The organism is Chryseobacterium sp. C-71 (genome assembly GCF_020911865.1).
In the GTDB taxonomy this organism is placed as follows: Bacteria; Bacteroidota; Bacteroidia; order Flavobacteriales; family Weeksellaceae; genus Chryseobacterium.
Genome location: NZ_CP087131.1, coordinates 1,669,618 through 1,695,716, shown reverse-complemented (window position 1 = coordinate 1,695,716; position 26,099 = coordinate 1,669,618). Strand labels below are relative to the sequence as shown.

The 26,099-nt window shown below is 34.8% G+C and carries 26 protein-coding genes and 1 riboswitch; of the genes, 10 read left to right on the top strand and 16 right to left on the bottom strand.

Annotated features, from left to right (window positions below; all coding sequences use genetic code 11):
• The first annotated feature begins 15 nt into the window (after nt 1-15).
• The 3 genes from LNP04_RS07680 to murI all read left to right on the top strand — a co-directional run bounded on the left by LNP04_RS07680 (nt 16) and on the right by murI (nt 3,081).
• Entirely contained in the window at nt 16-966 is a 951-nt protein-coding gene (locus tag LNP04_RS07680; protein WP_229985941.1) for a PorP/SprF family type IX secretion system membrane protein, read from the top strand.
• Between the two features lie 52 nt (nt 967-1,018).
• Nucleotides 1,019-2,143 carry a radical SAM family heme chaperone HemW gene (gene hemW, locus LNP04_RS07675; RefSeq protein WP_229985940.1) on the top strand — a complete coding sequence of 375 codons (1,125 nt, stop codon included), beginning with the start codon at nt 1,019-1,021 and terminating at the stop codon, nt 2,141-2,143.
• A 107-nt stretch (nt 2,144-2,250) separates the two neighbouring features.
• Nucleotides 2,251-3,081 (top strand): glutamate racemase, encoded by an 831-nt coding sequence (murI, locus tag LNP04_RS07670; RefSeq protein ID WP_229985939.1) that lies wholly within the window; start codon nt 2,251-2,253, stop codon nt 3,079-3,081.
• A gap of 35 nt (nt 3,082-3,116) precedes the next feature.
• Here murI and LNP04_RS07665 read toward each other — a convergent pair whose 3' ends face one another.
• The 5 genes from LNP04_RS07665 to LNP04_RS07645 all read right to left on the bottom strand — a co-directional run bounded on the left by LNP04_RS07665 (nt 3,117) and on the right by LNP04_RS07645 (nt 6,257).
• The gene (locus LNP04_RS07665) at nt 3,117-3,716 is read right to left on the bottom strand and encodes a nitroreductase family protein (protein ID WP_229985938.1); all 600 of its coding nucleotides are present in this window, start codon (nt 3,714-3,716) and stop codon (nt 3,117-3,119) included.
• A gap of 46 nt (nt 3,717-3,762) precedes the next feature.
• Entirely contained in the window at nt 3,763-4,359 is a 597-nt protein-coding gene (locus LNP04_RS07660; protein ID WP_229985937.1) for an RsmD family RNA methyltransferase, read from the bottom strand.
• Between the two features lie 72 nt (nt 4,360-4,431).
• Complete coding sequence (locus tag LNP04_RS07655) at nt 4,432-5,148, bottom strand: DUF3822 family protein (RefSeq protein ID WP_229985936.1); 717 nt, start codon at nt 5,146-5,148, stop codon at nt 4,432-4,434.
• An 18-nt stretch (nt 5,149-5,166) separates the two neighbouring features.
• Nucleotides 5,167-5,661, bottom strand: coding sequence for a Smr/MutS family protein (locus tag LNP04_RS07650; RefSeq protein ID WP_229985935.1), 495 nt, complete (start codon nt 5,659-5,661; stop codon nt 5,167-5,169).
• A 98-nt stretch (nt 5,662-5,759) separates the two neighbouring features.
• Nucleotides 5,760-6,257 (bottom strand): metallophosphoesterase, encoded by a 498-nt coding sequence (locus LNP04_RS07645; RefSeq protein ID WP_229985934.1) that lies wholly within the window; start codon nt 6,255-6,257, stop codon nt 5,760-5,762.
• Nucleotides 6,258-6,332: 75 nt separating this feature from the next.
• Between LNP04_RS07645 and LNP04_RS07640 the strand changes: the two genes are divergently transcribed.
• Entirely contained in the window at nt 6,333-7,874 is a 1,542-nt protein-coding gene (locus LNP04_RS07640; RefSeq protein WP_229985933.1) for a serine hydrolase, read from the top strand.
• Nucleotides 7,875-7,920: 46 nt separating this feature from the next.
• Here LNP04_RS07640 and LNP04_RS07635 read toward each other — a convergent pair whose 3' ends face one another.
• Nucleotides 7,921-8,793 (bottom strand): archaemetzincin, encoded by an 873-nt coding sequence (locus tag LNP04_RS07635; RefSeq protein ID WP_229985932.1) that lies wholly within the window; start codon nt 8,791-8,793, stop codon nt 7,921-7,923.
• Between the two features lie 11 nt (nt 8,794-8,804).
• Entirely contained in the window at nt 8,805-9,281 is a 477-nt protein-coding gene (locus tag LNP04_RS07630; protein WP_229985931.1) for a histidine phosphatase family protein, read from the bottom strand.
• Between the two features lie 114 nt (nt 9,282-9,395).
• Between LNP04_RS07630 and ruvX the strand changes: the two genes are divergently transcribed.
• The 4 genes from ruvX to LNP04_RS07610 all read left to right on the top strand — a co-directional run bounded on the left by ruvX (nt 9,396) and on the right by LNP04_RS07610 (nt 11,517).
• Complete coding sequence (gene ruvX / locus LNP04_RS07625) at nt 9,396-9,812, top strand: Holliday junction resolvase RuvX (RefSeq protein WP_229985930.1); 417 nt, start codon at nt 9,396-9,398, stop codon at nt 9,810-9,812.
• Nucleotides 9,809-10,381 (top strand): peptide deformylase, encoded by a 573-nt coding sequence (gene def / locus LNP04_RS07620; RefSeq protein WP_229985929.1) that lies wholly within the window; start codon nt 9,809-9,811, stop codon nt 10,379-10,381. Before ruvX ends, def begins: the two co-directional genes overlap by 4 nt.
• A gap of 77 nt (nt 10,382-10,458) precedes the next feature.
• Entirely contained in the window at nt 10,459-11,022 is a 564-nt protein-coding gene (locus tag LNP04_RS07615; protein ID WP_229985928.1) for a DUF5606 domain-containing protein, read from the top strand.
• Nucleotides 11,023-11,202: 180 nt separating this feature from the next.
• A complete protein-coding gene (locus LNP04_RS07610) occupies nt 11,203-11,517 on the top strand; it encodes a hypothetical protein (protein WP_229985927.1) in 315 nt (104 codons plus the stop codon).
• Between the two features lie 214 nt (nt 11,518-11,731).
• Here LNP04_RS07610 and dusB read toward each other — a convergent pair whose 3' ends face one another.
• The 6 genes from dusB to LNP04_RS07580 all read right to left on the bottom strand — a co-directional run bounded on the left by dusB (nt 11,732) and on the right by LNP04_RS07580 (nt 18,950).
• Nucleotides 11,732-12,727, bottom strand: coding sequence for a tRNA dihydrouridine synthase DusB (gene dusB / locus LNP04_RS07605; RefSeq protein ID WP_229985926.1), 996 nt, complete (start codon nt 12,725-12,727; stop codon nt 11,732-11,734).
• Nucleotides 12,728-12,787: 60 nt separating this feature from the next.
• Complete coding sequence (locus LNP04_RS07600) at nt 12,788-13,054, bottom strand: Trm112 family protein (protein WP_229985925.1); 267 nt, start codon at nt 13,052-13,054, stop codon at nt 12,788-12,790.
• A gap of 3 nt (nt 13,055-13,057) precedes the next feature.
• Nucleotides 13,058-13,687 carry a thiamine phosphate synthase gene (locus LNP04_RS07595; RefSeq protein ID WP_229985924.1) on the bottom strand — a complete coding sequence of 210 codons (630 nt, stop codon included), beginning with the start codon at nt 13,685-13,687 and terminating at the stop codon, nt 13,058-13,060.
• Nucleotides 13,687-14,736: an AIR synthase family protein gene (locus LNP04_RS07590; protein WP_229985923.1), complete on the bottom strand. Its 1,050-nt coding sequence runs from the start codon at nt 14,734-14,736 to the stop codon at nt 13,687-13,689. The genes LNP04_RS07595 and LNP04_RS07590 overlap by 1 nt, the downstream gene beginning before the upstream one ends.
• The gene (locus tag LNP04_RS07585) at nt 14,733-15,455 is read right to left on the bottom strand and encodes a class I SAM-dependent methyltransferase (RefSeq protein WP_229985922.1); all 723 of its coding nucleotides are present in this window, start codon (nt 15,453-15,455) and stop codon (nt 14,733-14,735) included. The genes LNP04_RS07590 and LNP04_RS07585 overlap by 4 nt, the downstream gene beginning before the upstream one ends.
• A 64-nt stretch (nt 15,456-15,519) precedes the next feature.
• A riboswitch (TPP riboswitch) is annotated at nt 15,520-15,608 on the bottom strand.
• Between the two features lie 270 nt (nt 15,609-15,878).
• Nucleotides 15,879-18,950 (bottom strand): hypothetical protein, encoded by a 3,072-nt coding sequence (locus tag LNP04_RS07580; RefSeq protein WP_407928649.1) that lies wholly within the window; start codon nt 18,948-18,950, stop codon nt 15,879-15,881.
• A 310-nt stretch (nt 18,951-19,260) separates the two neighbouring features.
• Here LNP04_RS07580 and LNP04_RS07575 point away from each other — a divergent pair, with 310 nt between their 5' ends.
• Both LNP04_RS07575 and LNP04_RS07570 read left to right on the top strand, forming a co-directional pair.
• Nucleotides 19,261-20,199 (top strand): T9SS type A sorting domain-containing protein, encoded by a 939-nt coding sequence (locus tag LNP04_RS07575; RefSeq protein WP_229985921.1) that lies wholly within the window; start codon nt 19,261-19,263, stop codon nt 20,197-20,199.
• A 161-nt stretch (nt 20,200-20,360) separates the two neighbouring features.
• The gene (locus LNP04_RS07570; RefSeq protein WP_229985920.1) at nt 20,361-21,218 is read left to right on the top strand and encodes a lamin tail domain-containing protein; all 858 of its coding nucleotides are present in this window, start codon (nt 20,361-20,363) and stop codon (nt 21,216-21,218) included.
• A gap of 61 nt (nt 21,219-21,279) precedes the next feature.
• Here the strand turns inward: LNP04_RS07570 and LNP04_RS07565 are convergent, their stop codons facing one another.
• From LNP04_RS07565 to LNP04_RS07555, 3 genes are all read right to left on the bottom strand, one after another.
• Nucleotides 21,280-24,099: an aminopeptidase gene (locus tag LNP04_RS07565; protein ID WP_229985919.1), complete on the bottom strand. Its 2,820-nt coding sequence runs from the start codon at nt 24,097-24,099 to the stop codon at nt 21,280-21,282.
• A 52-nt stretch (nt 24,100-24,151) separates the two neighbouring features.
• Complete coding sequence (gene pyrF / locus LNP04_RS07560) at nt 24,152-25,531, bottom strand: orotidine-5'-phosphate decarboxylase (RefSeq protein WP_229985918.1); 1,380 nt, start codon at nt 25,529-25,531, stop codon at nt 24,152-24,154.
• Nucleotides 25,532-25,720: 189 nt separating this feature from the next.
• A complete protein-coding gene (locus LNP04_RS07555) occupies nt 25,721-26,065 on the bottom strand; it encodes a YkvA family protein (protein WP_229985917.1) in 345 nt (114 codons plus the stop codon).
• Between the last annotated feature and the right edge of the window lie 34 nt (nt 26,066-26,099).

The window sequence follows — 26,099 nt, the reverse complement described above, 5'->3', positions numbered from 1 at the left end:
AAATCAAGATTTGTTATGAGAAAACTATATGCTATCGTATGTTTAGCTCTTTTGTCTAATGCGTACAAAGCACAAGAATCATTACCATACTATCAGCAATATCTTTTAGATGGTGAGTTCCTGTTCAACCCTGCACAATATGGTAAAACGGACTATGTACAGCTTAATCTAAACTATCAACAACAATTTTCAAAATTTAGCGAGTCTCCGAACGTTCAGTCTGTCGGGATTAATGCTAATATTTTTGATAGAGTGGGAGCGGGTATTTCCGTTTTTAGAGATAGCAACGGTCCTATATCTGCAGGAGGAATTACAGCAGGAGCTTCTTACTTCATCCCTTTAAGCAGTGATGGTGAAAGAAAAGATCAGTTTTCTTTTGGTACAAGTGTTAACTTTTACAATATGAATTTTGATTATTCTAAAATTAACACAGAAGACGGTTACGATCCATTATTGCAAGGAAACGAAAGTAATATTTTTATGGCATATGCAAACTTCGGTTTAGCGGCTACTTATAAAGGATTATTTGGAGGTATTTCCGTAAACGATATTGCATTAAGCAATGACGAGTCTATCGTAAACAACTACGAGCCATCACCAATCAAATTCTTCTTAAACTTAGGATACGACTGGAAGATTGCAGACAATATTGCCATTACTCCTTCAGCTTTAATCAATTTAAATACGAATTCTACCAGAATGATGGATTTAAACTTGATGGCTACATTCTCAAATGACATCAATGCATTCTCTTTCGGGGTAAGCTACAGAGGTGTTCAAAACAGATTTGACAACCAGCAGTTGAGTATTTCACCAGTTGTAAAAGTAAGATTCAACAAATTCATGGTGGGTGCTACTTACAACCTTGGAATGTCTGACATCCAGGAGTACGGTGGAAACAGCTTTATGCTTGGTGTAGGTTATAACTTTGATAACTTCATTAATCATAGAGGATTTAGATATTAATCTGATATAATTTAAATAAATTTGAGCTCTGAATTTTTTCAGAGCTTTTTTTATGATCTACATTCACATTCCTTTCTGCAAACAGAAGTGCAGCTATTGCAATTTTCACTTTTCAACGTCTTTGAATTTTAAAGATGAGATGGTTGCTGCGATGAAAAAAGAGATTTTTCTCCGTAAAGATGAACTTCAAAACAAAAATTTACAGTCACTTTACTTTGGTGGAGGAACGCCTTCTATTCTTTCGGGTGACGAAATCAAGTCTTTAATTGATGAGGTCTTAAAATATTTCAGTTTTAATGCTGATATTGAAATTACTTTGGAGGCAAATCCGGACGATTTAGACAAAAACTTTTTAAAACAACTTTCAAATTCTCACATAAATCGACTGTCAATTGGGACGCAAAGTTTTTTTGATGAAGATTTAAGGCTGATGAATCGTGCGCATAATGCTTCTGATGCCGAAGGTTCTATCAAAAGAGCTCAGGATTTTGGCTTTGAAAACTTAAGTATTGATTTAATTTACGGTTCGCCAACCTCAAGTTTAGAAATTTGGAAACAAAATTTAAACAAAACCATTGCACTTGAAGTTCCCCATATTTCGTCATACGCACTGACGGTCGAGCCAAAAACTGCTTTAGAAAAATGGATCGTGAACGGAAAAGTTTCAAATCCAAAGGAAGAAGAACAGAACCGAGAGTTTTATTATATGATTGATTTTCTTAAAGATCATGAGTTTGAGCATTATGAAATCTCCAATTTTGCTAAAAAAGGTTTTCATTCGAGACATAATTCTGCATATTGGAAGTATAACGAATACTTGGGAATCGGACCTTCTGCACATTCTTACAACGGATTTGATGTGAGAAGTTGGAATGTAGCCAACAATCAACAATATATTAAAAAATTAAGTTCTAATCTTCTTGCTAAAGAGACAGAAATTCTTTCTCCTAAAGATCAGTTTAATGAAATGATCATGATCGGATTGAGAACAACTTGGGGAGTCGATCTTGAAAGTTTAAAAAGTAAGTTTAAAGAAGATATTTTAGACCAGTTTCATAAAGAAATTCAACAGAAAATCGCTGACGGAATTTTAATTAAAGAAAATAATCACTTAAAAATTCCTGAAAAACACTGGTTTATGGCAGACGGAATAGCTTCAGATTTGTTTCAGGTTTAAATTAGGTTATTAAATTCTGAAGATGCTGGAGCATTATGTGAAAAACTTCCAGCATCCGACATCCTGCATCCAACAATTTCACTATTTTTGCATAAAATTTCATTCATTTGAAAACTAAAAAACAAGATTATTCGCATCTTTCGCCTCAGCAGCCTATCGGTATTTTTGATAGTGGTGTTGGCGGTTTGACGGTTGCCAAAGAAATTAAAAGACTTCTTCCCAATGAAGATCTCATTTATTTCGGAGACACCAAACATCTTCCTTACGGTGAAAAATCCAAAGAAGCAATTATAGGATATGCTACGAAAATCACCAATTTTTTATTGGAACAAAACTGTAAAGCAATCGTTATTGCGTGTAATACTGCCACAGCAAACGCTTTAAATGAAGTAATGGAAGCAGTTGCCGGAAAAGTTCCTGTGATTGACGTGATCAATCCAGTGGCTGAAAAAGTAGCATACGAAATCCATAATAATGTGGGGGTGATTGCAACGAAAGCTACTGTAAATTCTGGTTTATACAAGAAAAGCATCCGAAAGCACAATAAGTTTATCAAAGTAGACGAATTGGCGACGCCGTTATTGGTTCCTGCAATCGAAGAGGGCTTCAAAAATCATCCTATTACGCATTCTATCATTTACAATTATTTGAGCAATGCGAAGCTTAAAAATATAGAAACGTTGATCTTAGGCTGTACGCATTATCCGTTATTGATTGACGAAATCAAACAATATTACGGAAACCGTGTTCGTGTTATCGATTCTCCGAATATTGTAGCAAATCACCTGAATATCATTTTAGATAAATATCATCTTCTCAATACCAGCAATCCGAAGGCAACATACCAGTTTTACCTTTCGGATATTACCAAAAACTTTGAGAAAATTTCAAAAAAGTTCTTCGGAAAGACAATCGATTTAGAACTGAAAGTATTATAAATAAAAAAGACTCATCGCTGAGTCTTTTTGTAGTTTTAGAGTTCTACAATTATCTTTTCAGAATCTAATCTTCTTTTTGGTGTAATTGTCAATTGATTTTTATCATCCTCAGACTTTTCACCGATGGCTACTGCAAAAACAGATTTATAATCTAGATTATTGATGATAGCATCGTATTGATCCGATTGGATTCCTTCCATCGGAGTAGAATCAATTTCCATATCAGCACAGGCTGAGAGAAATACACCCAGCGAAAGATAGACCTGATGAGTCATCCATGATTTTATACATTCTTCGCCATTCGGTTTTACCAGAGTGTTATAAAAATTTACTCCAACTTCATTAAGATAATCATTCATCTGGTTTTCAAAATGTTCTGAGCTTTTGAGCACCTGAAAAACGATAACATGACTGCAGTCAATTACTTTTTGTTTGTTGTGATAAGAAAATTTAGACAATTGCTCTTTGATATTTTGTGTTTTGATAAATACAAAATTCCAGGGCTGACTGTTGATCGAAGACGGACTTAAATTTAATATCGCCTTCAGTTCATCAATTTTTTCCTGACTGATTTTTGCTTGAGGATTGTATTTTTTTACCGTGTATCGGTTTTTTATTTTATCTAAAAAGCTCATCGTTATTCATTTTATACTTACTAATTTAAACAAAAAAAATCAGGAATTAAATTTCCTGATGATCTGTTTCTTCTAAATCCGTTGTTTCTTCCTCGATAGGTTCAAAAAAGCTGAACGTTATATTTCCGTATTTTCTGCTGTCAACCAAATTGGGATGATCGAGCTTCATTCTGCTTTGATGCTCTACGATGAAAACTCCGTTGGGTTTTAGATATTTGTTCTTTAAAACCAAAGAAATCAGTTCCATATACTTTTTCTCTTCGGTCTCGAATGGCGCGTCAGAGAAAACAATCTCGTAAGATTTTTTATTTCTGAATTTCTTCAGCCAATCAAAAACATCGCCACGCTGCACACTTACATTTAAGCTAAATCCTAATTCTGAAGCGGTAGAATTTAAAAATGAGGTGTGTTTAGGGTTTAATTCAACTGAAGTCACATCTTTGCAGCCTCTTGAAGCAAATTCAAAAGTAATCGAGCCGATTCCTGCAAAAAGATCAAGCACAGAACTCGCCTGCATATCGTATTTGTTTTCGATGATGCTGAACAAAGCTTCTTTCGCAAAATCGGTGGTCGGTCTTACGTCAAAGTTTTTGGGAGCTGCTATTTTTTTGGCTTTCCACTTGCCGGCAATTATTCTGTACATTTTTTTAGGTTTTAGGGTGTAGATTATAGGTAAGCAGAGAAGGACTAAATCCCAAAATCTGCATCCTGCAACCTAGTTTAGAATGAAATTCTTGTTTGGAATATTATCAAAAACAATTTTTATATTCTTCACAAACTTCTGAAGTTCTGAAATAAATGTTTCGTTTTCTGTTGTTTCACCGTACACAAAAAAGTTGGTGTCGTTGATTCCGAAACCGATTTTACTTAATGTAAACATCACGAAATAAAGAAAATCTACTTCTGAGTTGACATCAAGATTGTTGTATAAAATCACTTTTTTGTTGGCAATCGCAAAAAACTCACATTGATTATGATAAAGATTGATGTGAATTTCTTTATTGTTTTTATTATGAATCGAGTTTAAAAACTTCTCTCCTGAAAAATTAAATTTCACAGGAATTGAAAGATCTTTAATTTTTGTGTAAAAATCTTTAGGAAAAGTATAATAAAACTGAACATGAAATTTCTTATTTACTGAAAGCATCAGTTCTTCATTTTCTTTGTCAACAGGCGCATTGAAGGCAATTAAATCATATCCTGCATCGTGCTCAGAAAAACCTTCCGGCATCAAAGTAAAATGATTAAGCGCTGAGATTACAGACACTTCATCATATCTTTGTTTCAGCAAAGCTTCCTCCAACTTGTCAGCAATAAAATTTGCAGGAGATTCTTCATTCACGAGATAAGACTTTTCTTCCAAAACATTTTTGTTCTTGGAAATCTGATAGATTAGTCCGTCTTTGGTAAAAAGTAAAGTAAGTAAATTCATATATCAATTGCTGCAAATTTAGTGAAATTCTACCATTACCGCACCCGATTGATGATGAAGTATTTCCTTGTTGTAAAAATCCAGACCTGTCTGGCTTTCAAGTACGTCCCGGACTAATTTTTGAAGCACGCCATCGCCAATTCCGTGAACGATTTCAAGTCTTTTCAAATGATTTTTTCTGCAAAAATTAATAGTTTGTATGAGTTTTTCTTTTTGTATAAACAATCTCTCGAAACTATCATAGTCATTCGGATTTTTAACCAAATTATGAAAATGTAAGTCAAGAACTAAAGGATTTTTATCATGTTTTTTAGAAGTCACCTTTCTTGGTTCCGCCTTCTGTACAACCTTCATATTTTCATAGATAGAAGCATTTTTCGGAACCAGTTTTTCTTTCGGATATTGATAAGTAAAACCATATTCATCTTTGAAAACCACGATATTTCCATTTACAGAAGTGATTACTCCGCTCAAATCTTCATCAACCACCGAAACTTTATCGCCTATTTTCATATATTTTAAATACTAATGGACACAAATTACATCACAAATTTCCATAAACTATTTTAGTGTTATTGGTGAAAATCATTATTGCTTTTTGTATTTATAAATTAAATTTTCGATCCTAACTCAATCACCTCCAAATCCTTAATTTCCTCACCATCAATTACAAACCGCATCATTGTTCTCATTTTATGCCAGCCTTGTTTTCCGCAAGCTCCAGGATTGAGGTGTAGTAAATTATTTTTCTGATCAAACATTGCTTTCAGAATATGAGAATGTCCGGAAATAAATAATTTCGGCGTTTTCTCTGAAATTTCTTTTTGCGCTAAAGTTGTATATTTATTAGGATAACCACCGATATGAATCATTAAAACTTCTACGTCTTCACAAAAGAAACGATTCACTTCCGTAAATTCAGAACGGATTTTTGCGCCGTCAATATTTCCATAAACACCTTTTAGCGGTTTTATTTTTTCTAATTGTTCAATGATTTCAAAACTTCCAAAATCTCCACAATGCCAAATTTCATCTGCTTGTTTTCCATAATCTAAAATTCGATCATCGATGTATGAGTGGGAATCGGAGAGGAGAAGGATTTTGGTCATTGCTGATGAGAATTTCTTTAAAAAGCAAATTTACTCAATAATCCCGAATTGATTAACTTTGGAAAAATTAAAAAAATGAAGCAGAAGCTATCTCTATTCTTTGTTCTTGTCTCTTTTATCACATTTGCGCAGGTTGAAGAAAAAAAACTGGATGAACTCATTCAAAATACTTTAAAAACTTTCGATGTTCCGGGAATGTCTGTCGGAGTCATCAAAGATGGGAAAATTATTTATTCAAAAGGTTTCGGAGTACGCTCTTTAACGTCTAAACAACCCATGGATGATACCACTTTGGTAGGAATTGCATCTAATTCAAAAGGATTTACCTGTACTGCTTTAGCAATTTTAGCAGATGAAGGAAAATTGAACTGGGGTGATAAAGTTTCAAAATATATTCCAGAATTTCAGATGTATGATCCTTATGTTTCTCAAAATGTTACAATCAAAGATTTGGTGACTCATAGAGCCGGATTAGGTTTGGGCCAGGGAGATTTGATGTTTTTTCCAGAAGGTGGAAATTTAACGGTGAAAGATATCGTTCATAATGTAAGATATTTAAAACCTGAAAACCCTTTTAGAACAACTTTGGACTACAATAATATCATGTTTATTGTTGCTGGAGAAGTTATTACCAGAATTTCAGGATTAAGTTGGGCCGATTTTATTGAACAAAAAATTATGAAACCTGTTGGAATGACTTCAAGTTTCGGAAGTTACAGCAGAGCAAAAGCTATATCAAATAAAATTGACGCTCATGCACCGGTTGACGGAAAAGCAATCGCTGTTCCTCACGACTGGAATGAAACAGGAAATGCAGCAGGCGGAATTATGAGTAACATCAAAGATATGACGATTTGGGCAGAATGTCTGTTGAATAATTTTACGACTAAAGACGGTAAAAAATTAGTTTCAGACAAACAGATTCAGCAGCTTTTCAATTTGCAGATTGCAAGTCCGGTTGCGATGAAAAATCCTTATGACACCAGTTTTTATGGTTACGGTTTAGGTTGGTTTTTGAGCGATGTGAAAGGTCATAAACAAATTCAGCATACAGGCGGATTAATTGGAACGGTAACTCAGTTTACTCTAATTCCGGATATGAAATTAGGGATTGTTGTTTTAACCAATCAACAGTCTGGTGCAGCTTTTAACACGATTACAAATACTTTGAAAGATTCATATTTAGGTGTAGTCGACAGAAATTGGCTGAAAACATACGACGATAGAATGTCAAAAGCCAACGCTGAATATGAAAAACAAAAGAAAGATGCTTTTGCAAAGTCAGATGCATTTAAAAAAGATAAAAACCTTCAGCCAAAAGCGGAACAATTTGTAGGAAAATACAATGATGTCTGGTTTGGTGATGTAGAAATTGCTCAGCAGGGAAACAGTTATAGAATTTCTTGTAAAAACTCTCCTAGATTAAAAGGTGAACTGCTTCCTTATTCAAACAACTCTTTCATTATCAAATGGGATGACAGAAGTTACGATGCCGATGCATACATAATTTTCAGTTATGATGAAAACGGAAAGGCAGAATCTGCAAAAATGAAAGCAATTTCAGATATTACAGATTTTAGTTTTGATTTTGATGATTTGGATCTGAAAAGAAAATAATTAATTTTAGAAATAAAATCAAGGAAACGGGCTTTAGTCCGTTTTTTTATTGAACTAAATTTAAATCTTTTTCTGCTCTTGAAAGTTCCGCGTTAAAAGAATTTTCTTCAAAGAATTTCTTCAACTCAAGCAAGCGCTTTTTATCATCATATTTTAAACTTGAATTGAGTTTGTACTGACAAAGCGAACAAGCTCTTGCGAAATGAGCATCTGTTTCACTAAGGTTATTTGTTCCATTCATCACGCAGTTTGCGTTCAGGCAATGGCTGATTCCAAACATGTGACCGATCTCGTGCGAGCTAATTTTTATTAATCTTTCCAAACTTTTATTGAATTTAGATTCAGATAAATTATTTCCATCAGCAAATCTGTATATTGAGGTTACGCCAACTCCTTTTTGATAAGAAGCCAGTCCGAAAACATAATTCCATTCAGGTTTTGGAAACAAATCTCTTTCTGTAATTCCCATTAAAACAACAGCATCTTTTGGTTTTCTTTTAATTAAAACACTGTCCAGAACATAACCTGCGAGAATTTGCTCTTGCCCATTTTTAGAAATTCTTCTGATGTTTTTCGGAAAGATCTCATTAGAAATAGTTGGAAGAATTTTTGTTTCCAGCTGAAAATAGATCTTTAAATACTCTTTAGTAAACTTAATTTGCTTTTCCTGTAAATCATTAAATTCTCCAATAGGCTGCAAATAAATTATATTTTTTGCTGCTTCAGGTTTTATCTTTTTTAATTTTTTAAAATCGTCAAACGTCTGAAATTTTTCTTTGTGATTATATCTCCATTCACTAGAGTGTGGGCGTGATAGTTTTACATCATTTACAGCAATACTTTGAAAATAAGTATTTTCTTTATTTTGACATGAAAGAATAAAAACCAGAATGGAAAAATATAGAAATTTAAATTTCAAAATTAAGATAGCTAAAGCTTATTCGGTTCATAAAAGAACAATAATTTCTTATCAGCACCATCAAAATGTGACCACGAATCGCAGTTAATTTCAAAACCCGCAACACCACACGTTGGAAAATGAAAAATATCTTCCGAAATAGAATTGGCGAAATTTGAAATTCCGTTGTTGTGTGAGAAAAATGCGACCGAATCGACATTATCATTCAAATCATAAATCACAGATTGAAAATTATTTTCAGAAGGATTGTACAATTTTTCGTTCGTAATATAGTTGAGCCTATAGGTCTGATTAAAAATTTTGCAGGTATTCAGCGCTCTTACCGCAGGGCTTGAGATCAAGTAATCGATAGCAACATTGCTATTCTTTAAAAATTTAGACATCTTCAAGGCATCTTGTAACCCTTTGTCTGCCAATGGTCTGTCGAAGTCTTCGGTTTCTTCCGGCCAGTCGCTTTTGGCGTGTCTTACCAAGATGAGTTTCTTCATAGTTCTGAGTTTGGAATATTAAAATTATAAAAAAAAATATGGAATGTAACATCATTTTATAAAAAAAACTGCGTTATGAATAAAATCATTAAAATTTCTTAAATTTGCAGACTTATGGGACAAATCCTTGCAATAGACTACGGAAAGGCTCGTTGTGGCATTGCGGTGACCGATGATATGAGGATTATTGCCAGTGCGCTGGAGACTGTAGAAACAAAGTTTTTGATGGAATTTTTGAAAAAATATTTCAATGAAAACAAAGTTGAAGATATTGTTGTAGGTCTTCCGACAGATTTAAAGGGGAATCTTTCTGAGGTGGAAACGGATATTCTGAAATTTATAGAACTTTTCAGTAAAGAATTTCCCAACATTCAGGTTCATCGTTTGGATGAGAGATTTACGTCAAAAATGGCTTCGTTTTTTATTTCCCAAAGCGGAAAAAGTAAAAAACAAAGACAGGAGAAAGGATTAATAGATAGAGTAAGTGCAACCATCATATTGCAGAATTTTTTAGAACAAAGAACAAGATGATTTTACCAATTAGAGCCTTTGGAGATCCTGTTTTGAGAAAAGTAGGAAAAGATATAGATCAAGATTATCCTGGTTTGCAGGAGCTCATCGACAATATGTTTGATACGATGAATAGTGCCAATGGTATTGGTCTTGCAGCACCGCAAATTGGTTTAGACATCCGTCTCTTTATAGTAGATGTTTCGCCTTTGGCAGGAGATGAAGATTATGAAGATATTGCTGAAGAGTTGAAAGACTTCAAAAAAGTATTCATCAACGCTCAGATTCTTGAAGAATCGGGTGAAGAGTGGAAATTTAATGAAGGCTGTCTTTCGATTCCTGATGTACGAGAAGATGTCAAAAGAAAAAGTACGATCGTTATAGAATATTATGACGAAAATTTTGTTAAGCATAAAGAAACTTTTTCCGATATTAGAGCCCGCGTAATTCAACATGAGTATGACCATATTGAAGGTACTTTGTTTACCGATCATTTAAGTTCTTTAAAGAAAAAACTGGTAAAAGGTAAATTGGTTAAAATTTCTCAGGGTGATGTATCGATCAGCTACAAAATGAGGTTTCCAAAGTAATTAAAATAGAAAATAAGTAAATAATAAACTGCAGTTTGTCTTGAGCAGATTGCTAAAAATTTAAAAAAAATAAGATTATGCTGTTAGAAAAAATAATTTCGATTTCTGGTAAACCAGGTCTTTACAAATTAGTTTCGCAATTGAAAAACGGATTTATTATTGAAGACGTTACAACAAAAAAGAAAGTGAGCATCGGTAACTCAAGCCAGGTGAGCTTGTTAGATAATATCGCAATGTTCACATTCGATAAAGAAGTTCCTTTGTTCGAAGTTTTTGAAAATATTGCTAAAAACTACGAGTACAAAGAAACAATTTCTCACAAATCTACCGAAGATGAGTTGAAAGAATTTATGGGAGTATCTCTTCCAAACTATGATACAGAAAGAGTTTATTTTTCTGATATCAAAAAATTAGCTCAATGGTACAATATCCTTCACAAAGCAGGATATATTACTCCGGAAAGCTTCGTAAAAGCTGAGCCTGAGACTGTAGAAGGAGAAAGCGCTGAAGGTGATATCACCGCAGACAAAGCATCTCCGAAAAAAGCGGCTCCAAAAGCTGACAAACCTGCAACTCCAAAAGTGAAAGCAAGTACAGGAGCAAAAGCGGCTACAAAAAGTACACACAGAAAAATGGGATAATTTAATTTCCTAAAAACAATAAACCCATCAAAATCTGATGGGTTTGTTGTTTCCATATATTTTATGACAACCTTATTCAACCAATAAAAAACTCGAACAACCCGATACTCCTCAAAAAAACTAAAAATTTTGATTTTAAGTAAAATAAAATAGTAATTTTAATCTAAATTTTTAAATACAATGAAAAAAATAATTTCAATTCTGGCAATTTTATTGATTACATTATCTGCCAATGCACAAGAAAAGCAAACTGTAAAAGAAACAGTGAAAAAAGACGCTCAAGCTGTAGGAACTGCAGCTAAAAAAGGAGCCGACGCAACCAAAAAAGGTGTTCAGAAAGGAGCGAAGTGGACTGGTGACACCGCGAAAAAAGGTGCTAAAGCCACGGAGAAAGGTGTAAAGCAAGGAGCAAAATGGACGGAAAAAACTGCTAAAAAAGGCGCAAAAGCTGTAGAGAAAACATATCAGGATGTAAAAACTGATATTAAAAAATAATAGGTTTCATCAACCGAAAATAAACAAACCCATCAAAATTTTGATGGGTTTGCTTTTATATATTTTTGAACCATTAAGAATAATTTAAGGAGTTAAGTTCCATTAAGCAAAGCAAAAAGATTTTAATTTAGCATGATGCTTAAAGCGAAGCTCAGCTTAACTAATCTAAACTTCTTAATAAACCTTAATGTTTCAAATTATCCTCAACCTCAGCTTAAACCTGTGCCTGATATTCAGCATAAAATCCTTCAGTTTCTTTAATCACCTCATCCATTTCAACTAAAGAATATACTTCCAGAAACTTTCTTCTGAAATCTTTAAAATGAGGAATCCCTCTGAAGTAATTGCTGTAATGCTGTCTCATTTCGATTAAGCCTAATTTCTCACCTTTCCATTCTGCACTCCATTCAGCGTGTTGACGTACAGCTAAAAGTCGGTCTGAAATTGTTGGTGCATCGAGATGTTCCCCTGTTTCAAAGAAATGTTTGATCTCATTAAAAATCCACGGATAACCAATCGCAGCACGGCCGATCATAATTCCGTCGCAGGCATATTTATTTTTATATTCTAAGGCTTTTTCAGGCGAATCGATATCACCGTTTCCAAAAATAGGAATTTCGATATTCGGGTTTTGCTTGATTCTTGAGATATGTTCCCAGTCGGCTTCACCTTTATACATCTGGCCACGCGTTCTTGCATGAATCGTCAAAGCTTTAATCCCAGTTTCCTGAAGACGTTCAGCCACTTCATCGATATTGATTGAATTGCTGTCCCATCCCAAACGCGTTTTCACCGTCACAGGAAGACTTGTAGAGCTTACAACAGCCTTCGTCAGACGAACCATCATGTCAACATCTTTCAAAACTCCGGCTCCGGCACCTTTGCAAACCACTTTTTTTACCGGGCAACCAAAATTGATGTCCACCAAATCAGGGTTTACGGTCTCTACAATTCTTGCAGACATCGCCATAGCTTCCTCGTCACCTCCAAAAATCTGAATTCCTACAGGTCTTTCATAATCGAAGATATCCAGCTTCTTTCTGCTTTTCATCGCATCACGGATCAAGCCCTCAGAAGAGATAAATTCTGAATACATCATATCTGCACCATGTAATTTACACAGTCGTCTGTACGGCGGATCACTTACATCTTCCATCGGAGCGAGCAAAAGCGGAAATTCCGGCAGTTCTATGTTGCCTATTTTTATCATGCTGCAAATTTACGAAATTCTAAACTTTCAGCATTTTGAAATTATCTATTGCTGTTATCGTTAAGAAATTAGTTTGAAATTCTCCACTTTTTTTCCTTCCAAATGCTTTTCCCAGCGTTCTAAAACGGGTTGTTCCAGTTTAAATTCACGGTATTCGTCGGGTGACATAATCGGAATTCCGCTGATGATGGGGAAGACTCTTTTGCAGTCGTCGCAGATCAGTAAACCTTCCATAATATTTTCAGTTTCATCCTGCGAAATGATGGTTAAATCTAAATCTGATTTGTCAAACGGACAACATAGTTTTTCTATGGTTTTTATTCTCATTTTTTACTTTTTAATTTTTTGATGGTAATTTCTAATGGTTTCTGACGGATTTTCTGCACTCATAATTCCTGAAACGACGGCTATTCCGTCATAATTTAATTCACTTAAATTTTTAATATTATTGAAATCAATTCCTCCAGCTAAAAAGATTTTTCCACTGAAAATACTTTTCGCTTTCTGAACAGTCTCAAAATTTACCAGTTCACAACTGTTTGCGGTTTTTGACGGAAACATCGAGCAGAAAGAAATATAATCGAACTGATTTTCTTCGGCATATTCAATCGTTGAAAGTTCATTATTACAGGTAATTCCTGTAATGAAATCGCAATGGATCTCTTTTTTAATCTGAATGAAATTTTCAGGAATTTCATCAAAATGAATTCCATCAAAATGAATTTGATTTAAATATTCCCAGCGATTATTGATGATCAAGGGAATATTATTTGACGAAGTAATCTCATGACTTTTTAAAAGCAGTTCTTCAATATTCTGATTTTCTTTAAAATTGTCCAAGATCTGAATGGCTGATATTTTTTCTTTTACAATTAAATTCAATTTAGAAAAAAGAATTTCCTCATCCATCGAAGGATCGATAATCAGATAGATTCCTGATTGTATGGTTTGCTTTTTCATTATTTCCAGCCGTTTTTATAAGCGTTAAAGAATGCTTTCCAATAAGGGTCTTCCTCGAAATACATTAAATCAGTTGCTTGTTCGTTTTCAATTAATTTAATTCCGTCAGATTTTTCGGTAATCACGCCAACTTCTGTACATGGAATATGATTTGCCTCCAATCTTGAAATAATCTCCGAAGCCTTCTCTTTTTTACATGTAATGATCATTGACCCCGCACCAATGCAATATCTCGGATCTAGCGAAAACAAATTACAAACTTCTGACTGGACTTCTCCAATCGGAAGTTTTTCATTAAATATTTCTGCTCCATTTCCTGATGCTATGGCTAGTTCGTAAATCGCTCCCAAAACGCCGCCTTCCGTTACATCATGCATCGCAGTCACTCCTGAATTCTTATTTTGTACGGCAGTTAGGGCGTCTTTCAATGATGAGGTTTCGTAAAAGGAAGCCGATGCTGAATAGTAAAATTCTTTCCCTGCTTTATTTTTTACAGTTTCCGGAAAACTCATTGCTAAAATGGCAACCGATGAAAGTGCGCTTGTTTTGGTCACTAAAATTGAATCGCCGGGTTTTGCATATTTCGAAACTAAAATTTCTTCTTTCTGAGCAATGGTAATAAAAGTTCCGCCACCTGCAATAGTAGAGTTTTGACCTTCGATAAATCCCGTGTGTCCGCCGGTAATGCTTACGTCAATATCTTTACAAAACTGATGAATGTAATTCCAATAAATTTCAAAATCATTTTTAGAAAGATGAGCAGGAAGATTTAAAACAAACTGTCCGAACGTCGGTGCGAAGCCTGTGGTCGCCATATCATTCGCCATAAGATGAACTGACAGCCAAGCCGATTCTTCCAAACCTAAAGACGGAATCAAAGAAAGAGGATCACTCGTCAAAGCCATCGCTTTTCCGCCATGCAGATCGACTACGGAGACATCAACACCAAACTCAGGACCGACGCGTACTTCATCACGTTTTTTTCCGCATCGCTGTTTCAGGAAATCTTCAAATTGGGAATGATTTATTTTTCCTAAGGTTTCAATCATTCCACATCATTTAGCTGGATGTATAAACCAAAGAAATCGCCTACCGGAAGGTTCCATTGCTGTACAGGAAACCATTTTGGAAGTCCGGTGCATGTCCATTCAATTGTATATTTTCTTCCGACTAAAGCTTTTTCGATAATCTCTGTCAGCATTTTCGGAGTGTAGAAAGTTGCGGTCACGTAAAAAGGATTTTTCCCGAACAGCTGTTGCACTCTTCTTCTTGCGACCTTTGGGGAGTTCCTGTTCATCATTCCCATTGCAATTCCGTACTTCGCAACTCGGGCTGCCTCCCGAATAACTTTTACAGAATCTTTATAATATTCAAATGTTGTGATGAATGCCAATGAATCGAACGTATGATCTTTAAAAGGCATAAAATGAGAATCTGCCATCACCAGATCGCCTTCGAAAAGATGAACGGCTTGTGATAACATGAGAGGAGAAATGTCTCCGCCGGTTGCTTCAATCCCGATATTTTTCCACCAGCGTGTAAATCGGGTAGTACCACATCCGAATTCTAATAATGTTTTTACTCGTTGATCTTTGGAAATGAGCTGTTCCATTACTTTTTTCTGCCAGATTTCGGCTCGTTTGTATCTGCCTTCATACCATAATTCGTAGGTGTCGGTATGTTCTCTATTGAAAAACCATTCGGGTCTTCCTTGCCAGTTTTTGTCTTGTTGTGGGATAAGTTCTCCGGAATACTTTGTTACTTCCATTTTATGTTGATTTATTCAGTTCAGACCACAGATAAGCATGCGAACGAATAAAGCATAAAATGAAAATATTTTAAGCAGACATCCCTACGTTGGCATTATCCAAATCAGGTTATCGGGTATGATCTCAGCCTTGCGGCACCCCGTGTATTATTACTGAACAAATATAAGGAAAATGTAGAAAGGTAAAAGTATAAAGAGCCAAGTAAAAAGTAAAAGTTATTGATCCTATAGAAGGGTGTGGGCATTAAGATTTTGTTGCGAACCACGAAGTGGTTCAATATTAATAGCCGTGGGTGAAACCCATGGACAATAAGAAGGTGATGTATATTTGGCGGAATTTTACAGAACCACGAAGTGGTTCAATTTAAAACTCATGAAATGGAAAATATTACCTTATTTTCTGTTATAACCTTCATCTAAATTTTAAAAACTCGCCTTGACCTGCATACTCCCAATGTGAATCGTACGGTCACCCGAATTTCTGCCTTCATAATTTAAATTTAATTGTAAGAAAGAATTGATTGCCTGCTGTACAAAGACACTCCAGACCTGATTTTTGCCTGGTTTTAAACCATCGAGCATTTGGTTTCCTACAATGCTGAAATTGTTTCCGGTAAAATTATTGTTGATGAATGAGAAATTTCCTCTGATGGAAGTTTTCTTGCGTTCCCACTGAAGTGTTCCGGTGATGTCAAAAGCTTTTAAGAACTCTTCGCCATCCACTCTTTTCTTTTCGCGGTAAGCTGAAGAAAATTCGGCTTGTATGGCGTCGGTAAACTTGTACGTTGCTTTTGGTTTTGTCTCAAAATTATTCAGTCGGTAATCTCTCGTTGCAAAAAGTTGAGAGGAGTTTTGTAAATCATGAACAGAGTTTTCCCAATCTACCCTGAATTCTTTATTAAACCAATATCCAAGATTGACGAAATGCGAAGTCTGATTCCGTTCTTCGTTACTGAAATTGGCATTGATGAGGTTGTCGTTGGCAATGAAACGATAATTTCCGTTCCACCCGGATATTTCGGTTGGGTTAAACTGAACGGAAGCTAAAATATTCTGGTTTTTGAGAATCTGATCATCACTTTTTTCAAACGGATTCAAAACCAAAACTTTTTCTCTTTTGAAATAAGAATTTTGTGAATTTAAGGATACATTAAAATTCCAGCGCTTTAAAAACTTATTTTCTGAATCAAATATAATTGCCGGATTCACAAATAACGCCAACTGCAATTTGTTTTTGTTGGAAGGAATATACCGCACAGAATTGGTGTAAATCCTAATGTATTGTGCCAAATCTGAGTATTCTGCAATTTCAAATTCATCGAGCTGTTGAACGCCGTCACCATTATAGTCGGTCCATTTGTACACACCTTGCCCGTCGGTCACTTTGATGTATTGGAACTCACGTTGTGCCTCCTGTCCGTTTCCTAATTCGTAAAATGCCTGCAAACGCATTCCGTTTTTGAATAACTGTTGATTGTAAAGTATGTTTCCTACAACAAAATCTTTATTCTGATTCATATCTACATCTTCATTTTTATAGAAGAATTTTCTATAATGAATCAAAGCATTTAAAGTCGTTTTTTCTGTTTTAATTAATTGACTTTCTGCCATGAATCCCAAGATCCTGTTCATATTCTGAAGTCTATTGTCACGCACAGAGTCGTTATCTCTGATGTACATTTTAGCTAAAAGCTTGGTTCTTGTACTATCACCGATTTTCTTTTGAACAAACAATTCTTTCCAGCTGAAACTGGTGACATCCATCAATTGGGTTTCATTAAATTTCTTTTCGTTGTGCTCCATGCTTCCGCCTAAAGCCCAGCTTCCTTTTTTGCCGGTATATTCTGTGGCAGCGCCTCCACGGATAAATTTTGTATCCTGTAAAGTAGCATTGGTATCCAAGTAAGACAAGTTTCCTTTGGTAAGAAATTTCCCTTTGATCCAGCTGAAGTCTAAATCGTTTTTGATTCCTTTGTAAGAATCTTGCTCGTCAAGATAGTTGACACGATAATTTAATGCCGATTTATTATTCCATTTATTTAAAAAATTAAAAATAAATCTATTTTGTGTTCTTCCGCTAAATTCCTGAGCTAAGTTAAAATCTCTAGAGAATTCCACATCATTGATACGGTCTAGAATATGGAATTGCTTGTCGATGTATTGATATTCAAAACTTGGAGTTCCTTTCCAGTTGTTTTTTGTAAATGTTCTATTTCCAAAAACTCTGTATGCATAGCCCAAATTCTGATCAGAATCTTTTGAGGAAAATAAATTGAGATCGTAGTTGCTCAAAGAAATATCTGCACCTATTTTTCCATCTTTTAAAAGGTATTCTGAGTTTACAGTGTATACTTGAGATTTTTGTGGTGAAGGCAATTTTCTTACGGCTCTGTAATCCCCCATATTGGGACCAACATATTCGAAAACACGCCCGTTATTGGTTGTTTGTGTTAGTTTGTAATCCCCCAGATTCACTCCGAAATACGTAAACGAAACCGTGTACAGAGTCTGTGTAACATCGTTTGAAAATTGGTAGTGGCTTCCGTTGGTATCTGGTACGAGAATGTAAAGTATTTTGTTGACATCATATTCTGTAACGACACCTGAAGGAGCATACATCAGATTAGGATCATTCCCTGCATCGGCTAAAATCTGTTCGTCTTCTTTGGACAGATTTAAAGCTAAAGGTGCGTTTTTATTATCATTTTCCATGAACCAATTCAGCCCGATTCTGAATTTCTCACGCTGATGTTCCAATTTTCCTGTGAATAAATATCTTGAATAATTTCGGTTAGTATAATTAAACGAAATCGTAATAAAATTCTGCTGGAATATTGGTCGAAAACTCGTAAAAGTAACCTCACCGGTGTTGTAGTTAATCACGTAATCCTGATTCTCACCACGTTTCATTAAAATACCGTCAATAAAAACCTGTTCCGACCCTGAAATCAAAGTGATAAACTGCTCACCGTTTTTTCCGGTCAGTCGGTAAGGTCCTTGGTTTCCTTCCACACCCTGAAAACGGATTCTGTGAAATTCGCTTCGTGCCACACCCATCGAAACATCTGCAAAGGTCTTGTTTTCAGTTCCGAATTGCGTCTGAAACTGAAGCCCCATGCTTCGTCGCTGGTATTTTGCGAAATAATTTTTATCATCTAAAAGATCTAAATGCCCGGCTCTAAGAATTGATTTGTCCTTGATATTAAGCTGCATGTAAATCTTGTCAAATTCTTCAAGAGTTTGGGTGTATCCATCTGCCTGAATCGGTAAATTGTGATCTGAAATACTTGCTAAAATCGTGACGTCTTTTGATAGTTTTCCTGAAATTTGTAAATCCATTGAACTTTGTACAGACTGCCCCTGATTATTACCAAAAGTAATTCCTCTGATAATTGATCCTTTGGAATTTAATTCTCCTAAAAATCTTTTTTTATCATTTTTAGCAAGTACGGCTTCGTCAACAATAATTCGGTTGCTGGTTTTTACAAAATCCATCGTGTCTTTTGCAAAAATGTCCTGTTCAAGCCTTGCTGCAAGTATACTATCCTTCTTTATACTGTCTTTTGGGATGTTGGGATTTTTCCACGAGAAAATTTGAGCGTTATTCAGTGATAAGCCCAAGAAAAAAACGAAGAATATCAGAAGTGAATTCCGCAAGTCTTTGAAATAATTGGTAAAAATAGGTAAAAAATGTGAATGGCAGAGGGGTTAGTATTGTTAACAGAAAATTAACCTTAATATTGTTTTGAGTGTAAAAAATCCTTTAATTTTGCATTATAAATTATTAATAATAAAATTTTAAGTTATGAAAAAGATTTATTCTTTAGCAATGGTGGGGTTGGCAAGTCTAGCTTTCAGTCAAATTAGTTTGCTATCAGCAGGAACTGCTTACACACAGAATTTTGATGCTTTAGCTAACACTGGTACAGCTAATTCTATAACGTTGACAGGTGCATTAGCAGGGTGGTCAATTTTAGAAGTAGGATCAAATGCTAATACTACTTATGCAGCTGGAGATGGTTCATCAAATGCAGGAAATAGCTACAGCTTTGGATCTACTGGAAGTACTGATAGAGCTTTAGGAGGACTTGCAAGTAATAATTTAACTACATTTATTGGAGCTAGGTTTGTAAATAATACAGGCGCAGCACTTTCTGGTCTTTCGATATCTTATGTAGGTGAAGAGTGGAGATATGGTGGCAGTACAGCAGTTGATCAACTTGCATTTGAATATAGTTTAGATGCAACAGCTTTAGATAATGGAACATGGACACCGGTTAGTGCATTAAATTATAATACTACTAATACTACTGCAACAGCTGGTGCTCTTGATGGAAATAATTCAGCTAACAGAACAGCAATTGCAGGAACAATTTCAAGTCTTAATATTGCAAATGGTGCTACAGTTTTTATAAGATTCACTGATGTGAACATTACAGGTACTGATGATGGTCTTGCGGTCGATGACTTTTCATTAACAGGTCTTGCTGGCACTTTGTCAGTTTCAGATTTCAACAAAACAAAATCAAGCTTTATCAAAAATACATTCGTTAAAAACGAAGAAATTACTTTCGGAGCTGATGTGAAAGATGTAAAAGTTTATACTTTATCTGGTGCAATTGTAAAAACTGGTGCAGTAAAGAATGGTTCTACTTTAAACGTTGCTGAATTACAAAAAGGGAACTACATTGTAACAGGAACGGTAAACAATCAACCAGTTTCTCAGAAAATTTTGAAAGACTAAATATCTGAAAATATTTAAATCCAAAAAACCACTTATAGAGTGGTTTTTTTGTGTTGTTTGTTGAAATTTTGTTTTTGAATTTTTCAAAAGATGTGGTATTTGTTTATTTATTTGGTATTAAATTTGCATAATTTATTATAGAATCAATAAATATTATCGCCATGAAAAAAGCATTTACTTTTATCGGACTAGTTTCGATAGCTGCATTTTTTAATGCTCAGATTGTAATTAATGAAGTCTATACCGGAGGAGGGGTGCTCGGAATTTCACTTCTCACCCATGATTTCATAGAACTGAAGAATATTGGCTCTTCTACCACTACATTAAATGGAGCAACCATTCAGTATGGTCCCGCAACTGGCGGATTTACTCAATACCATACGCTGCCTTCCATCACCCTTAGTCCCGGGCAAACTTATTTAATTCAGGAAGGTACTGAAGGGGGAGGAGTTATCAATCTTATTAATCCAAATCTTATAGTAGGTGCTGTTGTCAATTTTGACGGATCGCCAACTGTTGGTTTGGGATTAGCGATAGGTCTTACTTCTGGTAAGGTTGCTTTAGCAAGTAATAATACTCAGGTAACAGGCCCTGCAGCATCAAACGTTCTTGATTTCGTGGGCTATGGATTAGCAAATCAATATGAAGGTTCCGGAGCTGCGCCATCACCTACAATTTTGAATTCAATTACCAGAACTTCAGGTGATACCAATAATAATGGAGCTGATTTTACTGTAACGCTTCCTAGTCCGTCGTCAAGTGTTTTGGCTATAAATGATTTTAACAATATGCCTAAGCAGTCACGTTTTATTAAAAATTCATTCGTGAAAAATAATGAAATTATCTTCGGAGCAGATGTGAAAGATATTAAAGTTTATAGTTCCACAGGACGATTGATAAAAACGGCTTCGGTAAAAGAAGGAGCTACCTTGAATGTTGCAGAATTACAAAAAGGAAATTATATTATCACAGGAACAGTAAACAACCAACCTGTTTCTCAAAAGATTCTAAAAGATTAATTAATGTTAGTTTTGATACAATGAAACAGCTGCACGAAGACAATCGTAGCTGTTTTTTTATTTAATACCAGCCTCTTCTTGCGGCGTTGATGATCGTGCTTAAATTTAAAATCAAAGTATACCTGATTCGTTTTCCGTAATCCTTAAATCCAGGTTCAAAGCCTAAAGTAGATTGTACCGGAAAGTATATTTCAAGGAAATCTGGGATTAATCTTACTTTCACACCGCTATCCCAAATAAACTGAGTCGGATTGTTCTTATTTTTGTAAACTCCGGCATCTGCGTAAATATGGAAAATTTTCCATACGCTGGTATCAACATTGACTGAAGTAATAAATTGGTTAACGGTTCCTGGGATAAAAGATTTAAAACCGCCATCAGCCAAAATGAATTGTTGAGAGAGAATTCCTCCCGTAGCACTTTGTCCCAAGAGGTTATAGGAGAAAGAGTAGTCAGAAACTCTTGCAATTCCGAAGTCGAAAGTATTGTTTCGGGTTTCGTTTCTGGCAAAATATCCGGCAAATAATCTTAAACTTAATTTCTGTCTCGGTGCAAATTCCCATCTGTAAAAAGCTTCCCCTGTGATTTTGTTAAAATCTTTCATCGCCTGAGTGCTGATGCTGAAGCTTTTCTCATGAATCATCTGGTTGTCGGCGTATCCATATCCCAAAGCCCACAAATTATATTTGTCATAATCACGGTCTGCAATCATTTTTGCATTCAGATCTCTCTGAAAATAATTGTATGAAAAATTCACACCCTGACTAACAGTGCTTCGCGGATCTTTTCTGAAATTGATATTCGAATATAAAGAACCTTTACGGTACGCCAGATCATAATCATAATGAAAATACGATCCGGAAACTCCTAACGTCAGACTTTGGATAATACTTTCAGCGGGAAGAAAAGAGTATGCAACCGCGCCCGAACCTGTGAGTTTTCCTGTTCCGGTACTGAAAGATGGGGTGATTGAATATAAAAACTTCTGATCAAACAACGATTGGTTTTTAAAATTCATCCCGATCAAAAATTTGTCATACGTATTGGTAAAACGGATTCTCGGGTTCAGGTAAATTTCATTGAATTCCGGATTGGGAATATCTTTGATCAGTTTAAATTTAATTTTTTTTGAATTTGAAAATAATCCCTTGGTATACAAAAAGTTATCCCTATAATTGGCTTCCGGAAAAATGTAATCGTCATTTAAAGTAATCTTATAAATGTTTTCGGCAGGAAGATTAACGGTTTTCTGTCTTTCATTTTTCTCCGTTTCTATCCAGTACGATTTTCTCTCACCGTTTCTGGTTTGAGTTTCCAGTTTTACGGGAATTGCATCATCTGTATTTTTTGCAATCCTTATTTCTAGAGAATCTTCTTTTGTCTTAAATTTTTTAAGTTTAAAATTAACTCTGTTTTTATGCTTCAAAAACTCACTTAAGTAATCTGTAGAGTGTTCTTTTTGAGAAAGCTCTTTCAAAAACGCTTCAGGATTGATGGGTCTGTCTCTGTTTTCTGCGATATATTTTTTCACTAAATCATTGAAGTTTCCTTCACCCATTTTATTGGCCGAAAAACTAAAAAGACTTCCCGTCTCAAAACTGCTGATGGCCATATCGTTGAAATTACTCAAAGCAGAAAATGGCTCATCAATTTTTTGGTCTAAATTCTGAGACATAATGTATTGATATGCCAAACCATAGCGGTCAAGCAACTTGACATCGGATGCGTGAAACCATTTTAATGGCTTGATTCCTAAAATATTTGTTTCGGGAAGATTGCCCAAAAGTTTGGTTTCTCCGTAGAATTTTTTCAGATATTGAGTTTCAAGATAAGATTTCAGTCCGTTTTTGAACCAGTGGTGATCTTCTTTATCGATGATAAGGCTTTCGTCTAAAATTTTCTTGGCGATAATTCCAAAATAGTCGAGGTCAATTTTTTCAGGATCTGTGAAAAGTTTTAATCGATATTTCCAAAAAACGATGTCATTGTTTCCAAAAAAATCTTCCTTAGTTCTGAATTTATCTGAAATAAAAAGACGTTCGGGGACATAACCGATTTTTTCTTTGATAAATTTTAAATGCAGAGGAAGATAAAATTCCAGATTCTGAATTTCCTGCGGAGTGATATTATAACCAAATTTTATTTCAGTATGAATATCTTCCGTATTCACATTAATCGTTGGGAACTGGTTTTGAGAAATAATAAATTCAGGATCGGAATCTAAATATCCGTTGAAAGAATTGATGTTGTTCTGTTGAAGATTTCCTTCCACAAAATAATTAATCGGGAGATCAAAATTAACCGTCCAATGGGTATTGAAGTTCACCGATTCTTCGGTGTCGAGGTAATTTCTTTTAGAAATATTGTCCGGATCAAAATGATCCGGAACAATAAAGAAATATTTTAAAGCGATGTTGTTTTCAGAAGTTCCGTAACCTGTAAAATTTTTATCAGGAAGCTGAATCTGATACTGTAAATCTAATGTAATGCTTTCGCCAACTTGCAAAGGTTGATTTAAAACAAAAAATAAATTTTCTTCAGAAACATTGCTGACGGAAACGGGCTGATTCTTTACGCTATTAATTTTAAAATCTAAAATTTCACCTAATGCTTCCGGCTTTGCAAAATGGAGACTGTTATTTCGATCTTCGAGTTTTCGGTAGACCAAAGAAGTTCCTCTTTTGTTGTAAGCGGCCACCCAATTGAGAAGTTTAATGCTGTCTAAAGGCTTTCCAGAATGATTGTGGTAAACAATTTCCTGATTAACTTCCAGAATTTTTTTATTTTGAGATAATTTTGCAGCAATATAAATGCTGTCTTTTTGTGCAGAAACCTGTACAACTCCCCAAAACAAAATAAAACAAATACTAAACTTTTTCAAATTGATGATAAAGCATCAAATATAACTTATTTTAAATACAATAAAGATGATTTTACTGCTGAATTGCTTTTTTTTCTAAAGAACTCAAATAGGCTTTCCAACCTTCATTTTTGTAAGTTACAGCGGCTTCTCCAGGATTTTCAGATTTGTAAATCCCTCTTCCTACGATGATGAAATCAGTATGAAGTGTTTTGAAAACATGATCAGGTGTGTTATACTGCTGACCCTTTCCGTCTCCAGAATCTGCAAGGTTCACGCCTGGAGTAAACAATAAGATTTCTTCAGGAATCGCATTTTGAGAAACACCACCAATCACGTTTGGATGCGAAAGAGCAACTTTTAAAGCTTCTTCTCTGTAGCTGTTTGTGGTTAAAGTTCCTTTAGAAGACATTCCGATAATCGCAACAACGCCTACGTTTTTGAAACAGTCTAAAGATTCAAAACCGCCAATCACCTGAGAAGTGACGAAGTCTGCCCAATCTGTAATTTTGAAAACTCCGCTTGTAAACTGAAGTTCCTGGGTATTTCCAATGTCAGCAAATTTTCTGTCTTCCATTAATAAAAACTGATGTTTTGCAGCCAGTTCTTTCAACGGAACGATTGTATTTTGATAATCGAAATCTGAAATAATATCGATGTGTGTTTTTAAAGCAATGATGTGTGGACCAACTTTATCTGCCAATTCAAGCAGCTCTTGTGTAGTAGTCACATCTGCAGAAGCAATAAGGTTTGATTGTTTTGCTAAAGCAGTTTCTAATAATTTTTTTGAAACCGAATGTTGTGCATTTTCATACTTTTCCTGATATGAAAGTCTTGTTTTTTCTTCAAACTGGATGTGGTTTCCGGCAAGAAAATCCTGAATTCTTTTTACTTCTTCATCAGATAGTTCCCCTTCTTCCTGAAGAATAGTACAAACTTCTGAAATGTTGAAAAGGGTATGAACTCTATAACCTTTACTTTCCAAAAGCTGTTTACCGCCTTGTTCTCTGTCTAGAACAACCACGATATCGGCTACTTTAAGATCTTCTTGCTCAACTTCAGCAATGGTTTCTATCAAAGATTTTCCGGAAGTAATCACGTCTTCTACCAACAGACAGTTTTGCCCTTTCTGGTAAATTCCTTCGATTAATTTCTTGGTACCGTAGTTTTTAGCCTCTTTTCTTTTGATAATTAATGGAATATAGCTTTCAAGAGACATCGCCGTAGCCATCGGAAGTGCAGCATAAGGAACTCCGCAAATCAAATCAAAATTATCCAAAGGAAGCATTTCCAATAAATAATTGGCCAAATTTTTTAAAATTTTAGGATCTGAAGCCAGAGGTCTTAAATCAACGTAAAACGGACTTTCAATTCCGCTTTTTAAGGTAAATCTTCCGAATTTGATGATGCCAAGCTTGTAGCACTCTAAAAAGAATTCTTTTTTACTTTCCATTATTTTTTATTAGATGTTGCAAATTTAAGGAAATGATGTTAAAAGTCAATTGTGAATTTTGCTTCACGAGTAAATAGTGAATTTAAATTTGAAATTTTTATCAATATTTTAAAACTAACAAAGAAGTTGATTCAAATTCAATTTAAAGTTCATAAAAAAAACCATCCCGATTAGAAATGGTTTTGAATTTTAATTTACAATTTCGGCATCAATTATTTTTGAGCCCTCAGTGCCATATTTTCTCTCAGCTTCCCAAAGTAGAAACTTATCTACTTCTCTGATTAGTTTCGGAATTGCTAAAGATAATACCGCTAAATCATCTAAAACTCCCGCAACTATAACGAAATCAGGAATGATATCAATAGGAGAGATTACATAGAGAAGACCAACTAACGGTAGAATAAGATCTATCGATTTTACGGGGTATTCTCCTTTTCTCCACATTTTCACCATTCTGAAAATGTCAGGAATTTTTTTTACGAAGCCTTTGTGGCTGATAGCTTCTTTAGCTAAATTGAGTTTTGAATATTTCATTTTGTGTTTATTTTTAAAAATAATTTTAACTCTA